The 21,455-nt window shown below is 65.8% G+C and carries 16 protein-coding genes; 7 read left to right on the top strand and 9 right to left on the bottom strand.

What is annotated here, in order from left to right; genetic code table 11:
- Positions 1-4 precede the first annotated feature (4 nt).
- Both KNJ79_RS04355 and KNJ79_RS04350 read right to left on the bottom strand, forming a co-directional pair.
- Positions 5-868 (bottom strand): winged helix-turn-helix domain-containing protein, encoded by an 864-nt coding sequence (locus tag KNJ79_RS04355; protein WP_089215125.1) that lies wholly within the window; start codon positions 866-868, stop codon positions 5-7.
- A 215-nt stretch (positions 869-1,083) separates the two neighbouring features.
- Positions 1,084-3,219 (bottom strand): TonB-dependent receptor, encoded by a 2,136-nt coding sequence (locus KNJ79_RS04350; protein WP_317152926.1) that lies wholly within the window; start codon positions 3,217-3,219, stop codon positions 1,084-1,086.
- A 91-nt stretch (positions 3,220-3,310) separates the two neighbouring features.
- Between KNJ79_RS04350 and KNJ79_RS04345 the strand changes: the two genes are divergently transcribed.
- Positions 3,311-3,889: a hypothetical protein gene (locus tag KNJ79_RS04345; RefSeq protein ID WP_317152925.1), complete on the top strand. Its 579-nt coding sequence runs from the start codon at positions 3,311-3,313 to the stop codon at positions 3,887-3,889.
- A 145-nt stretch (positions 3,890-4,034) separates the two neighbouring features.
- Entirely contained in the window at positions 4,035-5,363 is a 1,329-nt protein-coding gene (locus tag KNJ79_RS04340; protein ID WP_317152924.1) for a Gfo/Idh/MocA family protein, read from the top strand.
- A 183-nt stretch (positions 5,364-5,546) separates the two neighbouring features.
- On the opposite strand, the gene lepA is transcribed toward KNJ79_RS04340, so the two are convergent.
- Complete coding sequence (lepA, locus tag KNJ79_RS04335; protein ID WP_317152923.1) at positions 5,547-7,370, bottom strand: translation elongation factor 4; 1,824 nt, start codon at positions 7,368-7,370, stop codon at positions 5,547-5,549.
- 425 nt (positions 7,371-7,795) lie between these two features.
- Between lepA and KNJ79_RS04330 the strand changes: the two genes are divergently transcribed.
- Both KNJ79_RS04330 and KNJ79_RS04325 read left to right on the top strand, forming a co-directional pair.
- A complete protein-coding gene (locus KNJ79_RS04330; RefSeq protein ID WP_317152922.1) occupies positions 7,796-9,865 on the top strand; it encodes an Eco57I restriction-modification methylase domain-containing protein in 2,070 nt (689 codons plus the stop codon).
- Positions 9,858-11,168, top strand: coding sequence for a type ISP restriction/modification enzyme (locus KNJ79_RS04325; protein WP_317152921.1), 1,311 nt, complete (start codon positions 9,858-9,860; stop codon positions 11,166-11,168). Before KNJ79_RS04330 ends, KNJ79_RS04325 begins: the two co-directional genes overlap by 8 nt.
- A gap of 27 nt (positions 11,169-11,195) precedes the next feature.
- Here KNJ79_RS04325 and KNJ79_RS04320 read toward each other — a convergent pair whose 3' ends face one another.
- The 4 genes from KNJ79_RS04320 to argH form a co-directional block, all read right to left on the bottom strand.
- Positions 11,196-11,966, bottom strand: coding sequence for a precorrin-2 dehydrogenase/sirohydrochlorin ferrochelatase family protein (locus KNJ79_RS04320; RefSeq protein WP_317152920.1), 771 nt, complete (start codon positions 11,964-11,966; stop codon positions 11,196-11,198).
- 192 nt (positions 11,967-12,158) lie between these two features.
- Positions 12,159-13,418: a diaminopimelate decarboxylase gene (gene lysA, locus KNJ79_RS04315; protein ID WP_317152919.1), complete on the bottom strand. Its 1,260-nt coding sequence runs from the start codon at positions 13,416-13,418 to the stop codon at positions 12,159-12,161.
- Positions 13,419-13,437: 19 nt separating this feature from the next.
- Positions 13,438-13,653: a hypothetical protein gene (locus KNJ79_RS04310; RefSeq protein WP_394357149.1), complete on the bottom strand. Its 216-nt coding sequence runs from the start codon at positions 13,651-13,653 to the stop codon at positions 13,438-13,440.
- Between the two features lie 43 nt (positions 13,654-13,696).
- The gene (argH, locus tag KNJ79_RS04305) at positions 13,697-15,067 is read right to left on the bottom strand and encodes an argininosuccinate lyase (RefSeq protein ID WP_317153862.1); all 1,371 of its coding nucleotides are present in this window, start codon (positions 15,065-15,067) and stop codon (positions 13,697-13,699) included.
- Between argH and KNJ79_RS04300 the strand changes: the two genes are divergently transcribed.
- From KNJ79_RS04300 to glpD, 3 genes are all read left to right on the top strand, one after another.
- Positions 15,066-15,695: a TlpA family protein disulfide reductase gene (locus tag KNJ79_RS04300; protein WP_317152918.1), complete on the top strand. Its 630-nt coding sequence runs from the start codon at positions 15,066-15,068 to the stop codon at positions 15,693-15,695. The genes argH and KNJ79_RS04300 overlap by 2 nt on opposite strands.
- A gap of 181 nt (positions 15,696-15,876) precedes the next feature.
- On the top strand, positions 15,877-17,031 hold the full coding sequence (locus KNJ79_RS04295; RefSeq protein WP_317152917.1) for an acyl-CoA dehydrogenase family protein: 1,155 nt from the start codon (positions 15,877-15,879) through the stop codon (positions 17,029-17,031).
- Positions 17,032-17,298: 267 nt separating this feature from the next.
- Positions 17,299-18,837 (top strand): glycerol-3-phosphate dehydrogenase, encoded by a 1,539-nt coding sequence (gene glpD / locus KNJ79_RS04290; protein ID WP_317153861.1) that lies wholly within the window; start codon positions 17,299-17,301, stop codon positions 18,835-18,837.
- A gap of 276 nt (positions 18,838-19,113) precedes the next feature.
- Here the strand turns inward: glpD and ahpF are convergent, their stop codons facing one another.
- Both ahpF and ahpC read right to left on the bottom strand, forming a co-directional pair.
- Entirely contained in the window at positions 19,114-20,697 is a 1,584-nt protein-coding gene (gene ahpF, locus KNJ79_RS04285; protein ID WP_317152916.1) for an alkyl hydroperoxide reductase subunit F, read from the bottom strand.
- Positions 20,698-20,871: 174 nt separating this feature from the next.
- A complete protein-coding gene (gene ahpC / locus KNJ79_RS04280) occupies positions 20,872-21,435 on the bottom strand; it encodes an alkyl hydroperoxide reductase subunit C (RefSeq protein ID WP_317152915.1) in 564 nt (187 codons plus the stop codon).
- Positions 21,436-21,455 lie beyond the last annotated feature (20 nt).

Here is a 21,455-nt window from a genome sequence, read left to right as displayed (position 1 = left end):
CGGCCTAGGGCGCCGAGGCCGCGGGCGCGAGGTCGGGAAGAATGAAGGCGTAAAGTCCCTCGGGCGTCACCGCGACCCCCTGCCCCCCGCTTTCGGCAAGCAGGTCGCGCTGCGCTTTCGACGGCAGGATGGTGTAGAGATAAAAGGGCGTCACGTCGCCGCGCGCCCGCATCGCCCTGACCAGTTCGATCCCCGCGAGCGGCTCGCCATTCCGCCCCATGTCCGAAATCACCGCGTCATATTTATACATGGCGAGCAGCTTCAGCGCATCGGCGCTCGATGTCACGTCATAAACAGCGACCTTGTGCCCAAGCAGAAAGTCCCGCTCGCTCCTGTTATTCTCCGGATGGTCGTCGACCCACAGCACGCGCCCCGTCACATCGGCGGGTTCGCCGATCTTCAGCCCCTCGTCGCGATCGGCGGCGGCGCCGTCGCCGCGGCTCCAGACGAGCGCCAGCGCCGCCGCGAGCGCGAACAGCAGCACCAGCCCCGCCGCGCGCGGCAGCCAACGACCGCGCGCCGCGACCGGCTCCGCTGACGGAGCAGCAGGCACGGCCACCGCCGCCGCGCCGGCGTTCAGCCGGTATCCGACGCCGTAAACCGCCTCGATCCGCTTGCCGTCCTCGCCCAGCGTCCGGCGCAGCCGCGCGATCGCCTTGGCGAGCGAATTTTCATGGACGATCCGCCCCGGCCAGCCCGCTTCGAGCAGCCGGTCCTTGTCGACCGCCTTGCCGACGTTCGACATCAACGCCAACAGGATGGCGAGCGCGCTGCGGTCGAGTTCGACGGGTTCGCCTCCGACGCGGACGGCGCCTGCGGTCTCGTCATATTCGAACGCCCCAAAGCGCCACTGGCCGCGATCCGGCATCCGTCCCCCCAATGCCACCCAACAGCGGGACGGACGCGCGAACGAGTGACGACTCCTCCGCGCGGCGACCCGGCGCGCATTTTTGCGGCGTGGCGGCCCAGCGTCAACGTCGAAGATCGCCCGAAACGGGCCGGGCCGCGCCAGAAATTACTGGCGCGGCCCAATATTTGCTTGGGGCAGAGACCGGGGCGGAGGGCGGCCCCGGCCCCTGCGGCTCAGAAATTCACCCGCGCGGTCAGGCGGATGTCGCGCCCGGCAAGCGGCGCATAATCCTTGAGGAAGCTCGCGTGCCGCCGCGCGTCGACGTCGAAGATATTGTTCGCCGACAGTGCAAAGCTCAGCGGGCGGTCGGTGCCCCACGGCCGGAAATTGATCTCGGCATTGACCATCGTATAGCCCTTCGTCGGCGTCTCGAAGGTCGAAATGCGATCTTGGTCGTCGACCCATTCGACCTCGCCGCGCACGTCGATCTTGGGCGAATTGACGCCGAGACCGCCGAGCAGGCGCAGCGGCGGGATGCGCGGCGCCGGGCCGACGTCGACGATCCGCGCGTGCGTATAGTCGGCGAGCCCGTCGGCGACGATCTCGGCATCGCCCAGCTTCGCGAGCGTCAGCGACCCCTGCACCTCGAAGCCGTAATAGCGCGCGTCGGCCTGGCTGAACTGATAGACGGGCAGCCCGTCCTCGATCTCGCCGGTCCGGTCGTCATAGATGAAGTTCGAGAACCAGCTATGATAGGCCGAGGCTTCGAAGGTATAACCCGTCCCCTGCCCGCGCAGCACCGCTTCGACGCTCCACGCGGTTTCGAGGTCGAAGTCGGGATTGCCGATCTCGAACGCCTCGGTGCCCGCGTGCGGCCCGTTGGCGAACAGCTCCTCGGCCGCCGGCGCGCGCTCGGTCCGCGACACATTGACGCCAAAACGCCAGTCGTCCGCAAAACGGTACGACGCGCCCAGCGAGCCCGAGAAGGAATCAAAGCTGCGGTCGCCGGCGAAAAATTGCGGCTGGCCGGGCAGCGGCTTGGCGCTCAGGCTCGTATGCTCGAACCGCGCGCCGGCTTCGAGCTTCAGCCGGTCGAAATCGAGCTGCTGCAACGTGAACAGCCCCCATTGCCCGGTGCTGTTCTTGGGCAGAAAGGCTTCCTCGCCGACCACGTTGAAATCGCGGGTATAGAATTGCGCACCGGTCGCGCCCGACCACAGGCCGCGCCTGGCCTGGGTGAACTCCAGCCGGCCTTCCATTCCCTTGTTATAGAAGGTGGTGCCGACCTCGCCATTCTCTTCCAGCTCCGAATGCTGATAGTCGGCATAGCCGAAGCGCAGCTTGATCTTGTCGATCAGGCTGCCGTTCGCATTCACCTCGGCGCGCGCGTCGATGCGGTCCTGCGACAGGCTCAGCCGCGGCGCCTCCTGCTCCTGCCCTGGCTCGGTCGCAAAGCGGATCGGCACGCCATAGAGGCTGTCATAATGGCTGTAGGCGATGCCCAGGCTGCCGCCCTCGCCGATATAGGCGATGCCCGCGCCCGCGGTCCACGTCTCCGCGGCGCTGTTGGGCAGCTTGCCGCGCACCGCGGCGTTGGCGGCGAAGTCGACCGGCTCCTCTTCGTCGGGATCGACCGGCAGCGCCGCCGATTCGAGCGCCTGCGCGCGCAGTTCGGGGGTCAGCGCATAGCCGCCGATCCGCATGTCGTCGGACTTCATATAGCTGCCGTCAGCATGGACGACGAGATGCCCGGTCAGCGGCACGTCGATCGCGCCCGCGACCGAGCGCTCCTTCGCCGCGCTGCCATAGGTGGCGATCGCGCCGACATGCACCGGCTCGCCCGGCACTTCGGTCGGGATGCGCTTGTCGAGCACGTTGACGACGCCACCGATCGCCGCCGAGCCATAAAGCAGCGACTGCGGCCCGCGCAGCACCTCGATGCGGTCGGCGAGCAGCGGGTTGACCACCGTCGCATGGTCGGCCGAGGTGTTCGACACGTCGATCGAGCCGATGCCGTCGGTCAGCACGCGCACGCGCTCGCCCTGCAGCCCGCGCAGCACCGGGCGCGACGCGCTCGGCCCGAACGAGGTCGCCGACACGCCCGGCGTGCGCGCCAGCGTCTCGCCGATCGAGGGGCGCAGCTTCTGCGTCAGGTCGGCGCCTTCGAGCACCGCGACCCCCGACAGCATGTCCTGCCGCGCGGTCGGCAGCACGCCGGTCACCACGATGTCGCGGCTCGGCTCGTCGTGATAGGCGTCGGCCTGATCCGTGGTTCCGTCCGCGACGGCGGTGTCCTGGGCGTGGGAGAGAGTGGCAGCGCCCGTCATCGCGATCATCGCGCAGCCGGCCCGCAGAAGGATCATCCGCATGAATGCTTCCCCTAATATGTTATGATATAGAAATGTGTCCGCCCGTCGCGGCAGCACGAAAGGCGAGGGTCCGGCTACGCCTTTCGTCCATATGTTACAACATCACATTTTTCGTTTCGACGCCGTTCCGCCTCGCTTCGTCGCAGCACCCGCCCGGAAAGCCGCGCAAATGCGCCCGAAAACGCGACGCCGCATTTTTCGCTTTCCTACAACAATCCTATTTGGTTCTTTTATTGATTTTCAACGAACCGAAAGCGAATCAGTCATTCCGCAAGATATCCTGCCGCCGCTCACCGGCACCGCCCCCGCCGCCTCCGATTTCCCCGGCGAAGAGCCGTTCGTCGCCGACCCCGACGACCTGCCGCCCGAGCTTGCCTTCGATCCGGTGCCGCAACAGACGAAGCGCTGGTCGGGGATCACCCCGCACAAGCAGCGGCTGTTCGTCGCGCATCTCGCCGCGACGGGGCCGGTGAGGATGGCGGCAAAGGCCGCGGGCCATTCGACCTCGACGCTCTATCAGCTGCGCAAGCGCGAGGGCGCCGCCGGCTTCTCGCCGCCGCGTGAACCGCGCGGTCGAAACGTGGCCTGTGGGTCCTTCGGGATCGATAAGCGAGAGCCGTACTGCCCGCGCCAGCCTCTTCAACCATATCCGTCCCCACATGACAGTTGAGTTGCGGCCCGGGCCAAGCCGCCTTGTGCGGTCCCGTGAGCTGGAAAGCAGTCATTGGGCCTGCCCGGCGACCCGCACTTTACGCCTTGCGCAGGGATATGTTTGCGCTACCAACGCCGGAACGATTGTCGAGGAGAGGACCCGTATGACCGCCAGCTTCGATCGCCGCACCCTTCTCGCCGGCGGCCTCGCCGCCTCGGCCGCAACCCTCGCGCCGCTTGGCCAGGCCTTTGCACAGAACCGGCGCCGCGCGTCCGCCAACGACAAGGTCCAAGTGGGTCTGATCGGCTGCAAGGGGATGGGCTGGGCGAACCTCATGGCGATGAGCAAGGGCGCCGACGTCGCCCCCGTCGCCCTCTGCGACGTGGACGCCACGGTCCTGACCGGTCGCGGCAGCGAGCTGCAGAAGGCCTCCGGCCGCGCGCCGCGGCTTTACGACGACTATCGCCGCATGCTCGACGACAAGTCGGTGGATGCGGTGATCGTCGCCACGCCCGACCACTGGCACGCGCTCCAACTCACCGACGCCATGTCGGCGGGCAAGGACGCCTATTGCGAAAAGCCGCTCGGCAACTCGATCGCCGAATGCCGCGCCATGGTCGCCGCCAAGCAGCGCCACAACCGCGTGGTCCAGGTCGGCCAGTGGCAGCGCAGCAACCAGCATTGGGCCGATGCCGTCGCCCATGTCCATTCGGGCGGCATCGGCCGCGTGCGCAAGGTCAAGGCCTGGGCCTATCAGGGATGGATGAAGAACGTCCCGCCCCAGCCCGACCAGGCGCCGCCTCCCGGCGTGGATTACGACCGCTGGCTCGGCCCGGCGCCATTGCGTCCGTTCAACCCGAACCGCTTCCACTTCACCTGGCGCTGGTACTGGGACTATGCCGGCGGCCTGATGACCGACTGGGGCGTCCACCTGATGGACATCGCCCTGCTCGGCATGAAGGCTGAGGCACCGAATTCCGTCAGCTCGCTCGGCGGCCCCTATGCCTATCCGGATTCGGCCATGGAAACGCCGGACACCCAGACCGCCATTTTCGACTTTGGCAATTATTCGGTGGAATGGGAGCATGCGGTCGGCATCAGCCACGGCCCCTTCGGCGGCGGCGACCATGGCGTGGCCTTTGTGGGCGAGACCGGCACGCTGGTGGTGGACCGCGGCAAATGGTGGGTCTCGCCCGAGATGAGCGACGGCAAGGCGCTAACTCCGGAAATTCCCGTCACCAATGCCGTGGACAACGGGCTCGACCGGCACACGGCGGACTTCATCGCCTGCGTGAAGGATCGCGCACGCACGCCCGCTTGTCCCATCGAGTCGGCCGCCAATACCGCCATCGTCTGTCAGATGGGCAACGTCGCCTGGCGCACCGGACGCAAGGTCCATTGGGATGCCGTTGCGGGCCAGTTCAAGGATGACGCCGAAGCCAACGCCCTGATCACACCCCGCTACCGCGCTCCTTATCGCCTGCCGGCGTAAGCGGGGCCGGACACGGGCAGGGCGCGGACCAGGAGGCCGGCGGTCTGCTTCTCCTCGCTCTTCACCGCAACGAAGCGCATGCCCGGCCGCTGCGCCGCCTCCCGGGCGCGTCCCCTCCCCCTTCAGGTTTCGGGATCGTCTGCAGACCGGCTGCATGACCGGTCTTGGAGCGCGATACCGACGCTAAGCATCATCCCCCATCCGCAGCGCGGCGATAAACGCCTCCTGCGGGATGTTCACATTGCCATATTCGCGCATCCGCTTCTTCCCCTCTTTCTGCTTTTCCAGCAGCTTCTTCTTGCGGGTCGCGTCGCCGCCGTAGCATTTGGCGGTCACGTCCTTGCGCAGCGCGGCGATGGTTTCGCGGGCGATCACTTTCCCGCCGATCGCCGCCTGGATCGGGATCTTGAACATGTGGCGCGGGATCAGGTCTTTCAGCCGCTCGCACATGCCGCGGCCGCGGGCCTCGGCGCTCGCGCGGTGGACGATCATGGAGAGGGCGTCGACGGGCTCGTTGTTGACGAGGATGCTCATCTTGACGAGGTCGCCGGGGCGGTGGCCGATCTGGTGATAGTCGAAGCTGGCATAGCCGCGGCTGATGCTCTTCAGCCGGTCGTAGAAGTCGAACACCACCTCGTTCAATGGCAGCTCATAGGTGATCTGCGCGCGGCCGCCGACATAGGTGAGGTTCTTCTGGATGCCGCGGCGGTCCTGGCACAGTTTCAGGATCGGCCCCAGATAATCATCGGGGACATAGATCACCGCCTCGATCCACGGCTCCTCGATCTCGTCGATGCGATTGGGGTCGGGCATGTCGGCGGGGTTGTGCAGTTCCATCTCGGTCGGGCCGCCCTCCTTCGACCGGCTGAGCCGCAGCTTATAGACCACCGACGGCGCGGTGGTGATCAGGTCGAGGTCATATTCGCGGGTCAGCCGCTCCTGAATGATCTCGAGGTGGAGGAGGCCCAGGAAGCCGCAGCGAAAGCCGAAACCCAGCGCGGCGCTCGTCTCCATCTCGAAGCTGAACGACGCGTCGTTGAGGCGCAGCTTGTGGATGCTTTCGCGCAATTTCTCGAAGTCGTTGGCGTCGGTCGGGAAGAGGCCGCAAAAGACGACCGGCTGCGCTTCCTTGAACCCCGGCAGCGGCGCCGCGGCGGGGCGCTTCGCGTCGGTCACCGTGTCGCCGACGCGCGCCTGCGCGACGTCCTTGATCTGCGCGGTGATGAAGCCGATCTCGCCGGGGCCGATTTCGGTGAGGTCGGTGCGCTTGGGCGTGAAACAGCCGACGCGGTCGATCAGATGGGTGGTGCCCGCCTGCATGAACTTGATCTGCTGGCCTTTTTTCAAGGTGCCGTCGATCACGCGGACGAGAATGACGACGCCCAGATAGGGGTCGTACCAGCTGTCGACGAGCATCGCGACGAGCGGCGCGGCGGCGTCGCCCTTGGGCGGCGGGATCTTCGCGACGATGGCTTCGAGCGTCTCCTCGATGCCGATCCCCGACTTGGCGCTGGTCAGCACCGCATCGTCGGCGGGCAGGCCGATGATATCCTCGATCTCGGCCTTCACCTTGTCGACGTCGGCCGCGGGCAGGTCGATCTTGTTGATGACGGGGACGATTTCATGGTCGTGCTCGATCGACTGATAGACGTTGGCGAGCGTCTGCGCCTCGACCCCCTGCGCCGCATCGACGACGAGCAGCGCGCCTTCGCACGCGGCCAATGACCGCGACACTTCATAGGCGAAGTCGACGTGGCCCGGCGTGTCCATCAGGTTGAGCTGATAGGTCTCGCCGTCGTGCGCCTTGTAGGAAAGGCGCACCGTCTGCGCCTTGATCGTGATCCCCCGCTCCTTCTCGATGTCCATATTATCAAGGACTTGCGCCGACATCTCGCGCTCGGTCAGCCCGCCGGTGAACTGAATGAGCCGGTCGGCGAGCGTCGATTTCCCATGGTCGATATGGGCGATAATGCTGAAATTGCGGATATGCGAGAGAGGAGTCGTCATCGCGCGCCGTTAGCAGGGGAATGCGCGGCTGTCAGCAGCGAGTGGGCGGCGCGGCCCGCGCGAGGCGATTTCGTCCAAAGTTCAGTAAAGGTCAGCCTTGTGACGCGTCCTTTCCCTGGTGGGGCCGCCGCACCGAAAGGCCGGCGGTGTCCGACGAATCAGTGAGCGAGCCGCCCGGTGCGGCGGCACGCGCAGGCGTTGCGACGGGAGGGCGGGATCGGACGAGTCAAAGAGCGATGGCGGCAATGCTGGCACAGCGGGATAATGTAGGAAAGCGATATTTTCGCGCGGAGACGCGGGGGGAGGCGAAGAAGAAGAAAAGAGGATCTCACGCAAAGGCGCAAAGGCACGAAGAGGCTTGCCCTGCAGCGGGAGCGACGCCACTGTGCCGCCGTCGAGAAGGGCAGATCGGGGCGAAAAGATTAATGGATATTGCCGGTTATCTGGAAGAGGTGCGTTCACAGTTCGAGAGCGGACACGCAACCGAGCATAGCTATCGCCCCGCCTTGTTCCGCCTGTTTCAGAGCATCGACCCGGCGATCACCGTGGTCAACGAACCGAAGCGCGGCGACGCGGGCATGGTCGACTTCCTGTTCGAGCGCGACGGCGTGCCCTTCGGCTGGGCCGAGGCGAAAGACATCGACAAGGACGTCATCCGACTGAAAGGCTATTCGGTCGAGCAGCGCAAACGCTATGAGGCGGCCTATCCCAACCTGATCTATACCAACGGCGTCGATTTCGAGTTCATCCGCGACGGCGCGCCGGTGCATTTCGTGTCGATCGCCGATTTCCTGTTGGGATTGCAGCAGAACCCGGAGCGGTTCGAGGAACTGGAACGCCAGCTTCGCCTGTTTGCGGAAGCGAAGCCGATCAGCATCCGGTCGGCGGCAAAGCTGGCCGAGATGATGGCGGCGAAGGCGGCGATCATCAAGGACGAGATCGGTATCGCGCTGGCCGACGACCCCGACTATCGCAGCGGGCTGGGCGGCCAGTATCAAAGTTTCAAGGCCAATCTGCTGCCCGCGCTGACCCCCGACGAATTTGCCGACATTTATGCCGAGACGATCACCTACGGCATGTTCGCCGCGCGCTTTCACGACGACACGCCCGACACATTCAGCCGCGCCGAGGCGCTGGAGAAACTGCCCGCGTCGAACCCCTTTCTGAAAGGATTGTTCGATTATATCGCCGGCCCGGCGCTGCCCAATCGCCTGCGTTATATTGTCGACGATCTGGCGCAAGTGCTGCGCGCGAGCGACCCGCATTCGCTGTTCAAGGATTTCGGCAAGTTCACCGCGCGCAACGACCCCTTCATCCATTTCTATGAAGACTTCCTCGCCGCCTATAACCCCAGGAAGCGCAAGAGCCGGGGGGTGTGGTACACGCCCGAACCCGTCGTCGATTTCATCGTCCGCGCGGTCGACGATGTGCTGAAGAGCGAGTTCGGCCTGCCCGACGGGCTGGCCGACACCAGCAAGGTGACGGTCGACTGGGACACCGGGCAGGACGACCCCAAGACGGGCAAGCCGCGCACGATCAGGAAGGATGTTCACAAGGTCCAGATATTGGACCCGGCGACGGGCACGGGCACCTTTCTGGCGAAGGCGGTGCAGCTGATTTCGGACCGGGTGAAGGCGCGCGCGCCGGGCAAATGGTCATCCTATGTCGAACAGGATCTGCTGCCGCGACTGCATGGTTTCGAGCTGCTGATGGCGAGTTATGCCATGTGCCACATGAAGCTGGACATGATGCTGACCGAGACGGGATACAAACCGAGCGCAAAGCCGCCGCGCCTGTCGGTGTGGCTGACCAACGCACTGGAACCCGCCGAGCGCGAGGTGAAGGACCTGTTCTTTCAGCCGCTCGCAGAGGAAGCGCGCGGCGCGAGCGAAGTCAAGCGGCAGACGCCGATCATGTGCGTGATCGGGAATCCGCCTTATTCGGGCATCTCACAGAATATGGGCGGTTGGATCACCGGACTCATCGAAGATTACAAATACGTCGATGGCGAGCACTTCGGTGAGCGGAAGCACTGGCTTCAAGACGATTATGTAAAGTTCCTTCGGATGGCCGAACATCTGATCGCCAATAATCCGTCGGGTGGCGTGCTCGGTTTCATCACCAATCACGGTTATCTCGATAATCCGACCTTCCGAGGAATGCGTTGGCACATGCTCAAGACATTCGACAAGATTTGGGTGCTGGACTTGCATGGAAACGCCAACAAAAAAGAAGTCGCACCAGACGGTTCATTTGATAAAAATGTCTTTGATATTCAACAAGGTGTTGCTATTGTCATAGCAATTAGGCTCGGCAGCGGCTCGGCAGCGGCTCGGCAGCGGCTCGGCAGCGGCTCGGCAGGCCGAGCTTTCGGAAGTTTACCACGGCGAGCTTTGGGGCAGTCGCGACGCCAAGAGCGAGGCGTTGTGGGCGGGAACATGCCAAATGGCCTGCTCTCGTTTAGTCACACCGGACGCACCCTATTACATGTTTGAAGCGGAATCGAACAAGGGTCTCGATTCCTATTCCCAAGGGTTTTCAGTCTCCGATTTGTTCCGTTCGCAATGCACCGGAGTCATCACGGCTCGCGACAACCTCGCAGTGGAATTCGATGGCCCCTTGCTGCGCGAAAAGATCAAAACGTTTCTCGATCCAGCCAAGTCAGATGCAGCCGCTCGTCTGGAATTCTTCGGCTCCAAAACGGCTGGCAAATATCCTGCCGGTGACAGCCGAGGTTGGAAACTCCCTGACAAGAGGAAAGCCTTACAGGCTCTAAACTGGTCTAGCAGTATAGCTACCATCCAGTATCGCCCGTTCGATTATCGCAGCATTCTGTATCACCAAGACATGGTGGATTGGCCTCGCCTTGATGTGATGGGCGACTTTTCGGTCGCCCCGAACATTGCACTGCTCTCGCCAAGGATGACTGCTGATAACTTCTCCCCCTTGGTCTCAGGCGTCATCGTTTCGAACAAGACTGCCTCCCGGTACGACCAGAGCTACTTCTTTCCTCTGTATCGGAGCCCGAATAAACAGTCCGAGCAAGCAGATGCCTTCGCGCCTGACGTTCGCACTTCCAACCTCGATCCCAAACTCTACGCCGCCATCTGCGCCGCCGCCGGGATCGACCCCGCCGATACGGCGATGTCGCGCAATGCCGATGGCCCCCACCCCAACCCCTCCCCTGAAGGGGAGGGGCTTTATGATTTCCGCGCCGCCACGGGCGACGCGCGGCCGAGCGAGGTCAAGGTTTTCGACTATATCTATGGCGTGCTGCATTCGCCCGCCTATCGCTCAACCTATGCCGAGTTTCTGAAGATCGACTTTCCGCGCATTCCCTATCCCAAGTCGCCCGAGGTGTTCGCGCATGTCAGCGAAAAGGGCGAGGCGCTGCGGCGGTTGCACCTGATGGAAACGGCGGCGATCGGTGCGGCGCCCTATCGCTATCATGGTGAGGGCGACGATGTAGTGGCGAGCGGCTTTCCGAAGTTCGAACCCTGTTCGCAGGGGAGCGCGGGCTCGCCCTCTCCTTCCGGCGCTGACGCGCCTCCCTCCTCTCCCCCGAAGGGGAGAGGGCAGACGGGCCGTGTGTTCATCAACAAGGATCAATATTTCGAGGACGTGTCCGAAATCGCGTGGAATTTCCATATCGGCGGTTATCAGCCGGCGCAGAAGTGGCTGAAGGACCGGCGCGGGCGGGCGCTGTCGTTCGACGACATCGGCCATTATCAGAAGATCGTCAAAATCCTGTCCGAAACCGACCGGATCATGCGCGAGATCGAGCTGCCGCTCGAATAGCGCGATCGGCCGGGCGCGACGACGGCCCTATAGGGTCACCCACAGCACCAGCCCCGGTGGCGGCGCGGGCGGCGGCGCGTCGGCGGGGTGACGCACCGCGTCGGCGCGGGCGCGGGCGAGGATGGCGGGGGGGACGCCGGGCGCGTGGAAGATGTGGTCGGCCTGGCCGAGCAGGCGCGCGGCGCGCAGGGTGAGGTCGTCGGGGTCGGCGCTGGTCAGGCGGATGGTTTCGAGGCGCGCGGGGCGCGCGGCCGTTTCGGACGCGGCGAGCCAATCCTCGACTTGGCCGGCGGCGTCGGGGGCGAGCGGGTCGAGCGGGGCGCCGGGGGCGAGCGCGGCGTCGATCGCGCGGCGGCGGCTGGCGGGGTCGGGCCAGCGCGCCTTCATCGCATCGCGCGCCTTGAAGAGCGCCGCAGCGAGGTCGCCGAGCCGGGCGGGCAGCAGCGCCTCGACGCGCTGGCGCACCGCCTTGGCGAGCCCCGCCGAGGCGCCGCCGGTGCCGATCGCGATGGTGACGGGGGCGCGGTCGACGATTGCGGGCGTGGTGAAATCGCACAGCGCCGGACGGTCGACGACGTTGACGAGCAGCCCCTTCGCGCGCAGCGCTTCGGCGGCGGCGCGCGCGGCATCCTCGTCGGCGAGCGCGACGAAGGCGATGGTGGCGCCCGGCTCCCATGCGCGGACGATGCGCCCGCCCGCGCGCTCGATCAGCCGCGCCTTGGCGTCGGCCGCCTCCCCCTCCCCCACCAGCACGGCGGTGCGGCCGGAAAGGTTCAGGAAGATGGGGAGCTGGTGCATGGCGTGTCCTATAGCAAGCCCCTCCCCTTCAGGGGAGGGCAATCGCATATGCCCGCGACGGTGCCTGCCCCCCTCCCGCTTGCGGGAGGGGTCGGGGGTGGGCAGCGACGTGGCAACGGCCCACCCCGCTGCGACTAGCGAGCAAGCTCGCAAGTCTCGCTGCCCCTCCCCTGAAGGGGAGGGGTTTAGGACCTATTCAATCCAGTCGGGCACGCGTTCGGCGGCCATGATCGTGCCCGCGGCGATGCGGTCGGCGACGGTGATATAGCGGTCGCCGTCGACGAGCACCTCGGGCACCAGGCTGCGGCTGTTGTAGGTCGAGGCCATGGTCGCGCCATAGGCGCCCGCGGTGCGGAAGGCGGCGAGGTCGCCCGATTTCACCGCGTCGATCACCCGGTCGCGCGCGAAGGTGTCGCCGGTCTCGCACACCGGGCCGACGATCGAGGCGGTCATTTTCTCGCCGTTCGGTTCGACCGCAACGAAATCGTGCCAGGCATCGTAGAGCGCGGGGCGCGCGAGGTCGTTCATCGCCGCATCGACGATCACGAAGGGGTGGCTCGCGCCGGGCTTGACCCACAGCACTTCGGTGAGCAGCACGCCGGTATTGCCCGCGATCACGCGGCCGGGTTCGAACATCAGCGTGACGTCCCAGTCCTTCGTCACGCGCGCGACCATCGCGCCATAATCGGCGGGGGTCGGCGGATTGTCCTCGGGCCGATAGGGCACGCCGAGGCCGCCGCCAAGGTCGACGTGGGTGATGCTGTGCCCCGCGGCGCGCAGATCGGCGATCAGGCGGCCGACGCGCTCGAACGCGGCTTCGAGCGGCGCGAGGCTGGTGAGCTGGCTGCCGATGTGGAGCGCGACCCCGCGCATCTTCAATCCCGGAAGCCCTGCGAGCCGGTCGAAGATCGCGGGCGCGACGTCGATGCCGACGCCGAACTTGTTCTCGGCCTTGCCCGTCGAGATTTTCGCATGGGTGCCGGCATCGACGTCGGGGTTGACGCGCAGCACCGCCTGCGCGGTCGTCTCCTTCGCCGCGGCGATCTCCGCAAGCGCGACGCCTTCGGGCTCATGCTCGATATTGAACTGGCCGATGCCGCGGTCGAGCCCCTGCGCCAGCTCGGCGCGCGTCTTGCCGACGCCCGAAAAGACGATGTCCTCGGCCGCCATGCCCGCGGCGAGCGCGCGTTCGAGCTCGCCGCCCGAGACGACGTCGGCGCCATAGCCCTGCCGCGCGAGCACGCGCAGCACGCCGAGGTTGGGGTTGCACTTGATCGCAAAGGCGATGTGCTTCTTCGGCACATCCTTCAGCGCGTCGCGGAACACCTGCGCATGGCGTTCGAGCGTCGCGCGCGAATAGACATAGACGGGGGTGCCGATCTCTTCGGCGATACGGGGCAGCGGAATATCCTCGGCGTGGAGGACGCCGTCGCGGTATTGAAAATGATCCATGAAAAGAAGGTCCTGAAACTCAGCCCGGCGGGGGCAGGTCGAAATCGTCGGGTTCGCGCTTTTCCGAGCGTTTGAGAAGTTCGTCGCTGCGCACCGGCATGGCCTGTGCGTCAGGCGTCGTAAGCTCCTCGTTTGTCGGGGGGCGCGTCGCGCCGATGGGAATGACCGGGGCGGCCTGTCCCGCCACCGGTTTCAGATCCTCGCGCTGACCGCAACCGCCGAGGGCGGCCAGCAAGGCGGCTCCCCCGAAAGTCGCAGCGATCAGACGAATGCGCATGTCAATTCTCCAGCGCGGCGCGCGCCGCGGCGATGGCGTCTCTTACCCGCTCGGGCGCGGTGCCGCCATAGCTCTTGCGGCTCGCGACCGACGCCTCGACGGTCAGCGCCGCGAGCGCGGCGGGCGTCACCGCGGCGTGGATCGCGGCGGCCGCTTCGGCGGGCAGCTGCGACAGGTCAACGCCCAGCTCCTCGCATCGTTTCACGCAGGCGCCGACGATGTGATGCGCCTCGCGGAAGGGCACCCCCGCCTCGCGCACCAGCCAGTCGGCAAGGTCGGTCGCGGTCGAATAGCCCGATGCGGCGAGCGCGCGCATCCGGTCGGTGCGGAAGGTCAGCGTTTCGACCATGCCGGTCATCGCGGCGAGCGACAGCGCGAGCGCGTCGAACGCCTCGAAGACGGTCGCCTTGTCGTCCTGCAAATCCTTCGAATAGGTGAGCGGCAGCCCCTTCACGATCACGGCGAGCCGCTGGAAGGCGCCGAGCAGCAGCCCCGCGCGCCCGCGCACCAGCTCGGCGGCGTCGGGGTTGCGCTTTTGCGGCATGATCGAGCTGCCCGTCGACCAGGCGTCGGGCAAGGCGACGAAGCCGAAGGGCTGGCTCGCCCAGATCACCACCTCTTCGGCAAGGCGCGAGAGATGGATCGCGGCGATCGACGCGGCGGCGCAGAATTCGAGCGCGAAGTCGCGGTCGGACACCGCGTCGATGCTGTTCGCCATCGGCCGGTCGAAGCCGAGCGCCTGTGCCGTCGCGTCGCGATCGAGCGGAAAGCTGGTCCCCGCGAGCGCCGCGGCGCCGAGCGGCGATTCGTTGAGCCGCGCGCGCGCATCGCGAAAGCGCGAGCGGTCGCGGCGCGCCATTTCGACATAGGCGAGGAGGTGATGGCCGAGCGTCACCGGCTGCGCGACCTGCAAATGGGTGAAGCCGGGCATGATGCTGTCCGCATGGTCTTCGGCGCGCGCAAGCAGCGCGACCTGCAAGCCCTTCAGCCCCGTGTCGATGCGGTCGCAGGCGGTGCGCGTCCACAGGCGGAAGTCGGTCGCGACCTGATCGTTGCGCGAGCGCGCGGTGTGCAGCCGCCCCGCCGCTTCGCCGACGATCTCCTTGAGCCGCGCTTCGACGGTCATATGGATGTCTTCGAGGCTGAGGTCGACGGGAACGCCGTTCGCCGCATATTCCCCGGCGATCTGCGCAAGGCCCGCGTCGATCGCCGCGGCGTCCTCGGCGGCGATGATCCCCTGCGCGCCGAGCATCGCGGCGTGCGCGCGGCTTGCGGCGATATCCTCTTCCCACAGCCGTTTGTCGACGGGGATCGACGCATTTATCTCTTGCATGATCGCCGCCGGGCCGCCACCGAAGCGGCCGCCCCACATGCTGTTACTCTCGGGAGAATTCGCCATTCGCCGCGTCCCAGATCCGAAATATGCCCTTATCGCCCTGCTGCTCGCGGGGGCGGTCGCGGGCTGCGATAGGGAAAAGCCGCAGGCGGAGCAAGCGGACGCGCGACAAGCAAATGTTTCGCAAGGCGAAGCGAAGCGCGGGATCGAAAGTTTCGAGCATAAGCTCGACCGCAGCCATGCCGGCGAGGCGGCACCGAGCGCGACCTTCCGCGGTCCCGACGACGCGCCGGTGACGCTCGCGGCCTTTCGCGGGCGTCCGCTGCTCGTCAATCTGTGGGCGACCTGGTGCGCGCCGTGCGTCGCCGAAATGCCGACGCTCGACAAGCTCGCCGCCGCGCGGCGCGGCGCGCTGACCATAGTGCCGATCGCGCAGGATATTCAGGGCGCCGAGGTCGTCGATCCGTGGTTTCAGCAGGCGGGGCTGAGCGTGCTCCAGCCCTATCTCGACCCCGAAAATGCGCTGATCGACGCCGCCGCGGGTGGGCTGCCGACGAGCATCCTCTATGATGCCGACGGCAAGGAAGTATGGCGGATCATCGGCGCGATCGACTGGCAGGGCGAAGAGGCGAAAAAGCTGCTGGCGGAGGTGGCAGAACGATAGCGTCGAAGAATGATCGAATCGAAGAGCGACGTGTGTCCCCGCGAAGGCGGGGACCCATCTCCTGCCGGTTCAACATGGAGTCGCCGGGAGATGGGCTCCCGCCTTCGCGGGAGCACACAGCTTCTTGATCGAATGGAGTGACCTTCGCTGCGATGACGGCGACGGGCGGACAGGGGAGAAGATGTTGCACGATTATTCCGACATCCGCGAAGAGGTGGCGAAACTCTGCGCGCAGTTTCCCGGCCCCTATTGGCAGGCCAAGGACAAGGCCCGCGAATATCCGTCGGAGTTCGTCGCCGCGCTGGGGCAGGCAGGCTATCTCGCGGCGCTGATCCCCGAGCAATATGGCGGCGCGGGGTTGCCGCTCTCGGCGGCCGCCGCGATCCTCGAGGAAATCCAGCGCCAGGGCTGCAACGGCGGCGCGGTCCATGCGCAAATGTATGTGATGGGCACGCTGCTGCGCCACGGGTACGAGGAGCAGAAGGCGCGCTATCTGCCGAAGGTTGCGACCGGCGAGCTGCGGCTGCAGGCGTTCGGCGTTACCGAGCCGACGAGCGGCACCGATACGCTGAGCCTGAAGACCACGGCGAAGCGGGACGGCGACGAATATGTCGTCAACGGCCAGAAATTATGGACCAGCCGCGCCGAGCATAGCGACCTGATGATCCTGCTCGCGCGCACGACGCCGCGCGAGGAAGCGGCGAGCCGGACCGAGGGACTGTCGGTCTTCCTCGTCGACATGAAAGAGGCGCTCGCCGCGGGGACGCTGACGATCCGCCCGATCGACACGATGATGAACCATGCGACGACCGAAATCTTCTTCGACCGGATGCGCGTCCCCGCCGCGAACCTGATCGGCGAGGAGGGCAAGGGGTTCCGCTATATATTGTCGGGGATGAACGCCGAGCGGCTGCTGATCGCCGCCGAGTGCATCGGCGACGCAAAGTGGTTCATCGAAAAGGCATCGAGCTACGCCAGGGAGCGCGTGCTGTTCGGCCGTCCGATCGGCCAGAATCAGGGCGTGCAATTTCCGATCGCCCGCGCCTATGCGCAGATGCGTGCCGCCGAGCTGCTCGTCCGCGACGGGATCGCCCGATATGAGGCGGGCGAGAACGCCGGCGCCGAGGCGAATATGGCAAAGATGCTCGCCGCCGAAGCAAGCTGGGCCGCGGGCGAGGCGTGCATCCAGACGCACGGCGGCTTCGGCTTCGCCGCCGAATATGACATCGAACGCAAATTCCGCGAGACGCGCCTCTATCAGGTCGCGCCGATCAGCACGAACATGATCCTCTCCTATGTCGCCGAGCATGTGCTGGGGATGCCGCGAAGCTATTGAGCGCGCGCGGACGCGAGCGACCGTTTCGGGGTGGTTAGCTGTCATTCGACCAAACCCCTCCTCTTCAGAGGAGGGGCAGCGAGACTTGCCAGCTTGCTGGCTTAGTCGCAGCGGGGTGGTGCTAGACGTCTTGCGCGCTATCGCGCGCCACCACCCCCAACCCCTCCTCTAAAGAGGAGGGGCTTATTACGCCCGCTACCGCCCGAAAGCCGACACCACCGCCACCAACGATTCCATTTCGCCGCCAATCCCATTATGGCCGAACCCATGACCGCGCCGCCGCCACCCTATGACGTCATCGTGATCGGCGGCGGGGTCAATGGCGCAGGGGTCGCGCGCGACGCGGCGGGGCGCCGCGCGCGGGTGCTGCTGGTCGAGGCGGGCGATCTCGCGCAGGGCACCTCGTCGGCGTCGACCAAGCTGATCCACGGCGGGCTGCGCTATCTCGAACATTATGAATTCACCCTCGTGCGCGAGGCCTTGAAGGAGCGCGAGGTCCTGTGGGGCATCGCGCCGCATATCGTCCGGCCGATGCGCTTCGTGCTTCCCTATCGCGACGGACTCCGCCCGCGCTGGCTGCTGCGGCTCGGGCTGTTCCTCTACGACCATATCGGCGGGCGGAAGATGCTGCCCGCGACGCGCTCGATCGACCTTCGCAAGCATCCCGCCGGCGCGCCGCTCGATCCGCGCTATGTCCGCGGTTTCGAATATTCGGACGGCTGGGTCGACGATGCACGCCTCGTCCTGCTCAACGCGCGCGATGCCGCCGACAGGGGCGCGCGCATCCGCACCCGCACCCGCGCCGAGGCGATGCGTGTCGAGAAGGGGCTGTGGGTGGTCGAGGCGACCGGCGCGAACGGACGGAGCTACAGCTTCACCGGGCGCAGCCTCGTCAACGCCGCGGGGCCCGCGGTGCTCGACGTGCAACGCCTCGCGTCGGCGCCGCCCGATTATGGTATGCGGCTGGTGCGCGGCTCGCACATCGTCGTGCGCAAGCTGTTCGACCACGACTATGCCTATTTCTTCCAGCTTCCCGACGGGCGGATTTTCTTCGCCATCCCCTATGAGCGCGACTTCACCTTGATCGGCACCACCGACGCCGATCATCAGGGTTCGCTGGCCGACATCCAGGCGAGCGCCGGGGAAATCGCCTATCTGTGCGAGGGCGCAAACCAATATTTCCGCGCCGCGATCACCCCCGCCGACGTCGTCTGGACCTATTCGGGGGTGCGGCCGCTGATCGAGGACGGGTCGGGCAGGCCCGAAGCGGCAACGCGCGGCTATCGCATCGACCTCGACAGCGATGAAGGCGCGCCGCTGCTCACCATCTATGGCGGCAAGATCACCAGCTATCGCCACGTCGCCGAAGAGGCGGTCGACGCGCTTGCCGAGGTCGTGCCCGCGCTGAAGGGCAAGCGCTGGACCGGCGCCTCGCCGCTGCCGGGCGGCGATTTTCCGGCCGACGGCGCCGCGACGCTGAAGGCCGAATATCGCCTCGCCCACCCGTTCCTGCCGGCCGCGACGGTCGACCGGATCGTCAAGGCCTATGGCACCGACGCGCGGCGCTGGCTCGGCGGCGCGCAGGACTGGGACGCGCTCGGCGGCGAAATCGCGCACGGGCTGAGCGCGGCCGAGGTGGAGTGGATGGCGACGCGCGAATGGGCGCAGACGACCGACGACATCTTGTGGCGGCGCAGCAAGCTGGGGCTGCATTTTTCCGATGCGGACGTGGAGCGGCTGGCCGAGTGCCTTGGCGCCATCACAGCGAAGCCAGCACCGCCCGAAAAATCGTCACCCCGGACTTGATCGGCGACTGTCCCGCTCGCATCCGTAATCTCGTCATTGCGAGCCCTTCGACTGCCTTGCAGGCGCTCAGGATAAACTGCGCGAAGCAATCCAGGGCGGTTTACGCCTACCCTGGATTGCTTCGCTTCGCTCGCAATGACGGAGTATCGGGCCTCCACGGATGTCCACGGGATAATGGCCGACTTGATCCGGGGTCCATTCGGGCGCCGCAGCAAATGGATGCCGGATCAAGCCTGTCCAGAGCTTGTCGAAGGGTCCGGCATGACGATGCAAGTATCACGCCGCTTCGGCCTCTGCCTCCACCGGCAGGCGGATCATATAGTCGAATGCCGACAGCGCCGCTTTCGACCCCTCGCCCATCGCGATGACGATCTGCTTGTAGGGCACGGTCGTGCAGTCGCCCGCCGCGAAGATGCCCGGCTGGCTCGTCTCGCCGCGATGATCGACCTCGATCTCGCCGCGGCCCGACAGCGCGACCGCGCCCGCCAGCCATTCGGTGTTGGGAACCAGCCCGATCTGGACGAAGACGCCTTCCAGCTCGATCTGGTGCGGCGTATCCCTATTGCGATCCTTATAGGCAAGACCCGTCACCTTGTTCCCGTCGCCGAGCACTTCGGTGGTCAGCGCCGAGGTGATGATCTTGACGTTGGGGAGGCTCGCGAGCTTGCGTTGCAGTACCGCATCGGCGCGCAGTTCGCTTTCATATTCCACCAGCGTCACATGCGCAACGATGCCCGCGAGGTCGATCGCCGCCTCGACCCCCGAATTGCCGCCGCCGATCACCGCGACGCGCTTGCCCTTGTAGAGCGGGCCGTCGCAGTGCGGGCAATAGGCGACGCCCTTGTTGCGATAGACGTCCTCGCCGGGGACGCCCATCTGGCGCCAGCGCGCGCCGGTCGACAGGATCAACGTGCGCGCCTTTAGCGACGCGCCGCTCGCCAGTTGCACCTCGTGCAGTCCGCCTTCCTGCCGGGCCGGGATCAGCTTTTCGGCGCGCTGGAGGTTCATGATGTCGACGTCATAATCCTTCACATGTTGCTCGAGCTGCGCGGCGAGCTTCGGCCCTTCGGTGTGCGGAACCGAGATGAAATTTTCGATCGCCATCGTGTCGAGCACCTGCCCGCCGAAGCGTTCGGCGGCGATACCGGTGCGGATGCCCTTGCGCGCAGCATAGATCGCCGCCGCGGCGCCCGCGGGGCCGCCGCCGACGACGAGCACGTCGAACGCGTCCTTCGCGGCGATCTTTGCAGCCGCCTTCGCCTCGGCACCGCTGTCGAGTTTCGCGATTATCTGTTCGAGTTCCATGCGGCCCTGCCCGAATTCCTCGCCGTTCAGAAAGACGGTGGGCACCGCCATCACCTTGCGCGCCTCGACCTCGGCCTGGAACAGGCCGCCGTCGATCGCCGTATGGGTGATGCGCGGGTTGATGACGCTCATCAGGTTCAAGGCCTGCACAAGGTCGGGGCAATTCTGGCACGAGAGCGAGAAATAGGTTTCGAAATGATAGTCGCCGCCCAGCGCCGCGACCTGCTCGATCAGCTCGGGCGCGGTCTTGGGGGGATGCCCCCCGACCTGCAGCAGCGCGAGGACGAGCGAGGTGAATTCATGGCCGAGCGGGATGCCGGCGAAGCGCACCGCGACGTCATGGTTGCTTGCGCGGCGGATCAGGAAGCTCGGGCGGCGCGCATCGTCGTCGGCGCGGCTGACGCCGACCTTGTCCGACAGGGCGGCGATTTCGTCGAGCAGCTCGGCAAGCTCCGCCGACTTCGCGCCGTCGTCGAGCGAAGAGACGAGTTCGATCGGTTCACGAAGATTCGTGAGAAGACCCTGAAGCTGCTGCTTCATATTGGCGTCGAGCATGGGGAGAGCTCCTGCGTATATTGGGATTTATGGCACTCGTCATTGCGAGCGAAGCGAAGCAATCCAGGGCGGTTTACGCATATTCTGGATTGCCGCGTCGCTTCGCTCCTCGCAATGACGAGCATTGGTTTACCGCGCGCGCCTTCACGGGAGCACGCGGCATTTTTCGATCGCTTAAATCTTGCCGACGAGGTCGAGCGAAGGAGCCAGCGTGTCGGCGCCCTCTTCCCACTTCGCGGGGCAGACTTCGCCCGGGTGGCTGACCCAGTACTGCAGCGCCTTGATCTTGCGCAGCAGTTCGGCGGCGTTGCGGCCCACGCCCTCGGGGGTGATTTCGAGGAGCTGGATCTCGCCCTCGGGATCGAGGACGAAGGTGCCGCGGTCGGCGAGGCCGACGCCTTCACGCAGGACTTCGAAATTGTTCGACAGCGCGTGGTTCTGGTCGCCGACCATATAATAGTCGATCTTGCCGATCGCCGGCGAGGTGTCGTGCCACGCCTTGTGGCAGAAATGCGTGTCGGTCGACACGGCGAACACCTCGACGTCCATCTTCTGAAGCTGCGGATAGATGTCGGCGAGATCCTCGAGCTCGGTCGGGCAGACGAAGGTGAAATCGGCCGGGTAGAAGAAGAAAACCGCCCACTTGCCCTTCACATCGGCGTCGGTGATGTCGACGAACTTGCCCTGCTTGTAGGCGGTCGCCTTGAAGGGTTTGAGGGTGGTGTTGAGAACGGACATGGAGAGCCTCCTGTTGGTGA

This window comes from Sphingopyxis indica, from assembly GCF_032879645.1.
GTDB lineage: Bacteria > Pseudomonadota > Alphaproteobacteria > Sphingomonadales > Sphingomonadaceae > Sphingopyxis > Sphingopyxis indica.
The sequence above is the reverse complement of the archived record's forward strand: the minus strand, read 5'-3'. Positions and strand labels throughout refer to the sequence as shown.

What these genes read in the sequence shown, in the direction of transcription:
- KNJ79_RS04345 (WP_317152925.1), top strand. Translation starts at nt 3,311, where the DNA reads ATGTTACAACATCACATTTTTCGTTTCGACGCCGTTCCGCCTCGCTTC.
- KNJ79_RS04340 (WP_317152924.1), top strand. Translation starts at nt 4,035, where the DNA reads ATGACCGCCAGCTTCGATCGCCGCACCCTTCTCGCCGGCGGCCTCGCC.
- ahpC (WP_317152915.1), bottom strand. Translation starts at nt 21,435, where the DNA reads ATGTCCGTTCTCAACACCACCCTCAAACCCTTCAAGGCGACCGCCTAC.
- ahpF (WP_317152916.1), bottom strand. Translation starts at nt 20,697, where the DNA reads ATGCTCGACGCCAATATGAAGCAGCAGCTTCAGGGTCTTCTCACGAAT.
- lysA (WP_317152919.1), bottom strand. Translation starts at nt 13,418, where the DNA reads ATGGATCATTTTCAATACCGCGACGGCGTCCTCCACGCCGAGGATATT.
- KNJ79_RS04295 (WP_317152917.1), top strand. Translation starts at nt 15,877, where the DNA reads ATGTTGCACGATTATTCCGACATCCGCGAAGAGGTGGCGAAACTCTGC.
- KNJ79_RS04350 (WP_317152926.1), bottom strand. Translation starts at nt 3,219, where the DNA reads ATGCGGATGATCCTTCTGCGGGCCGGCTGCGCGATGATCGCGATGACG.
- argH (WP_317153862.1), bottom strand. Translation starts at nt 15,067, where the DNA reads ATGTGGGGCGGCCGCTTCGGTGGCGGCCCGGCGGCGATCATGCAAGAG.
- KNJ79_RS04320 (WP_317152920.1), bottom strand. Translation starts at nt 11,966, where the DNA reads ATGCACCAGCTCCCCATCTTCCTGAACCTTTCCGGCCGCACCGCCGTG.
- KNJ79_RS04300 (WP_317152918.1), top strand. Translation starts at nt 15,066, where the DNA reads ATGCTGTTACTCTCGGGAGAATTCGCCATTCGCCGCGTCCCAGATCCG.
- lepA (WP_317152923.1), bottom strand. Translation starts at nt 7,370, where the DNA reads ATGACGACTCCTCTCTCGCATATCCGCAATTTCAGCATTATCGCCCAT.
- KNJ79_RS04355 (WP_089215125.1), bottom strand. Translation starts at nt 868, where the DNA reads ATGCCGGATCGCGGCCAGTGGCGCTTTGGGGCGTTCGAATATGACGAG.
- KNJ79_RS04330 (WP_317152922.1), top strand. Translation starts at nt 7,796, where the DNA reads ATGGATATTGCCGGTTATCTGGAAGAGGTGCGTTCACAGTTCGAGAGC.
- KNJ79_RS04325 (WP_317152921.1), top strand. Translation starts at nt 9,858, where the DNA reads ATGTTTGAAGCGGAATCGAACAAGGGTCTCGATTCCTATTCCCAAGGG.
- glpD (WP_317153861.1), top strand. Translation starts at nt 17,299, where the DNA reads ATGACCGCGCCGCCGCCACCCTATGACGTCATCGTGATCGGCGGCGGG.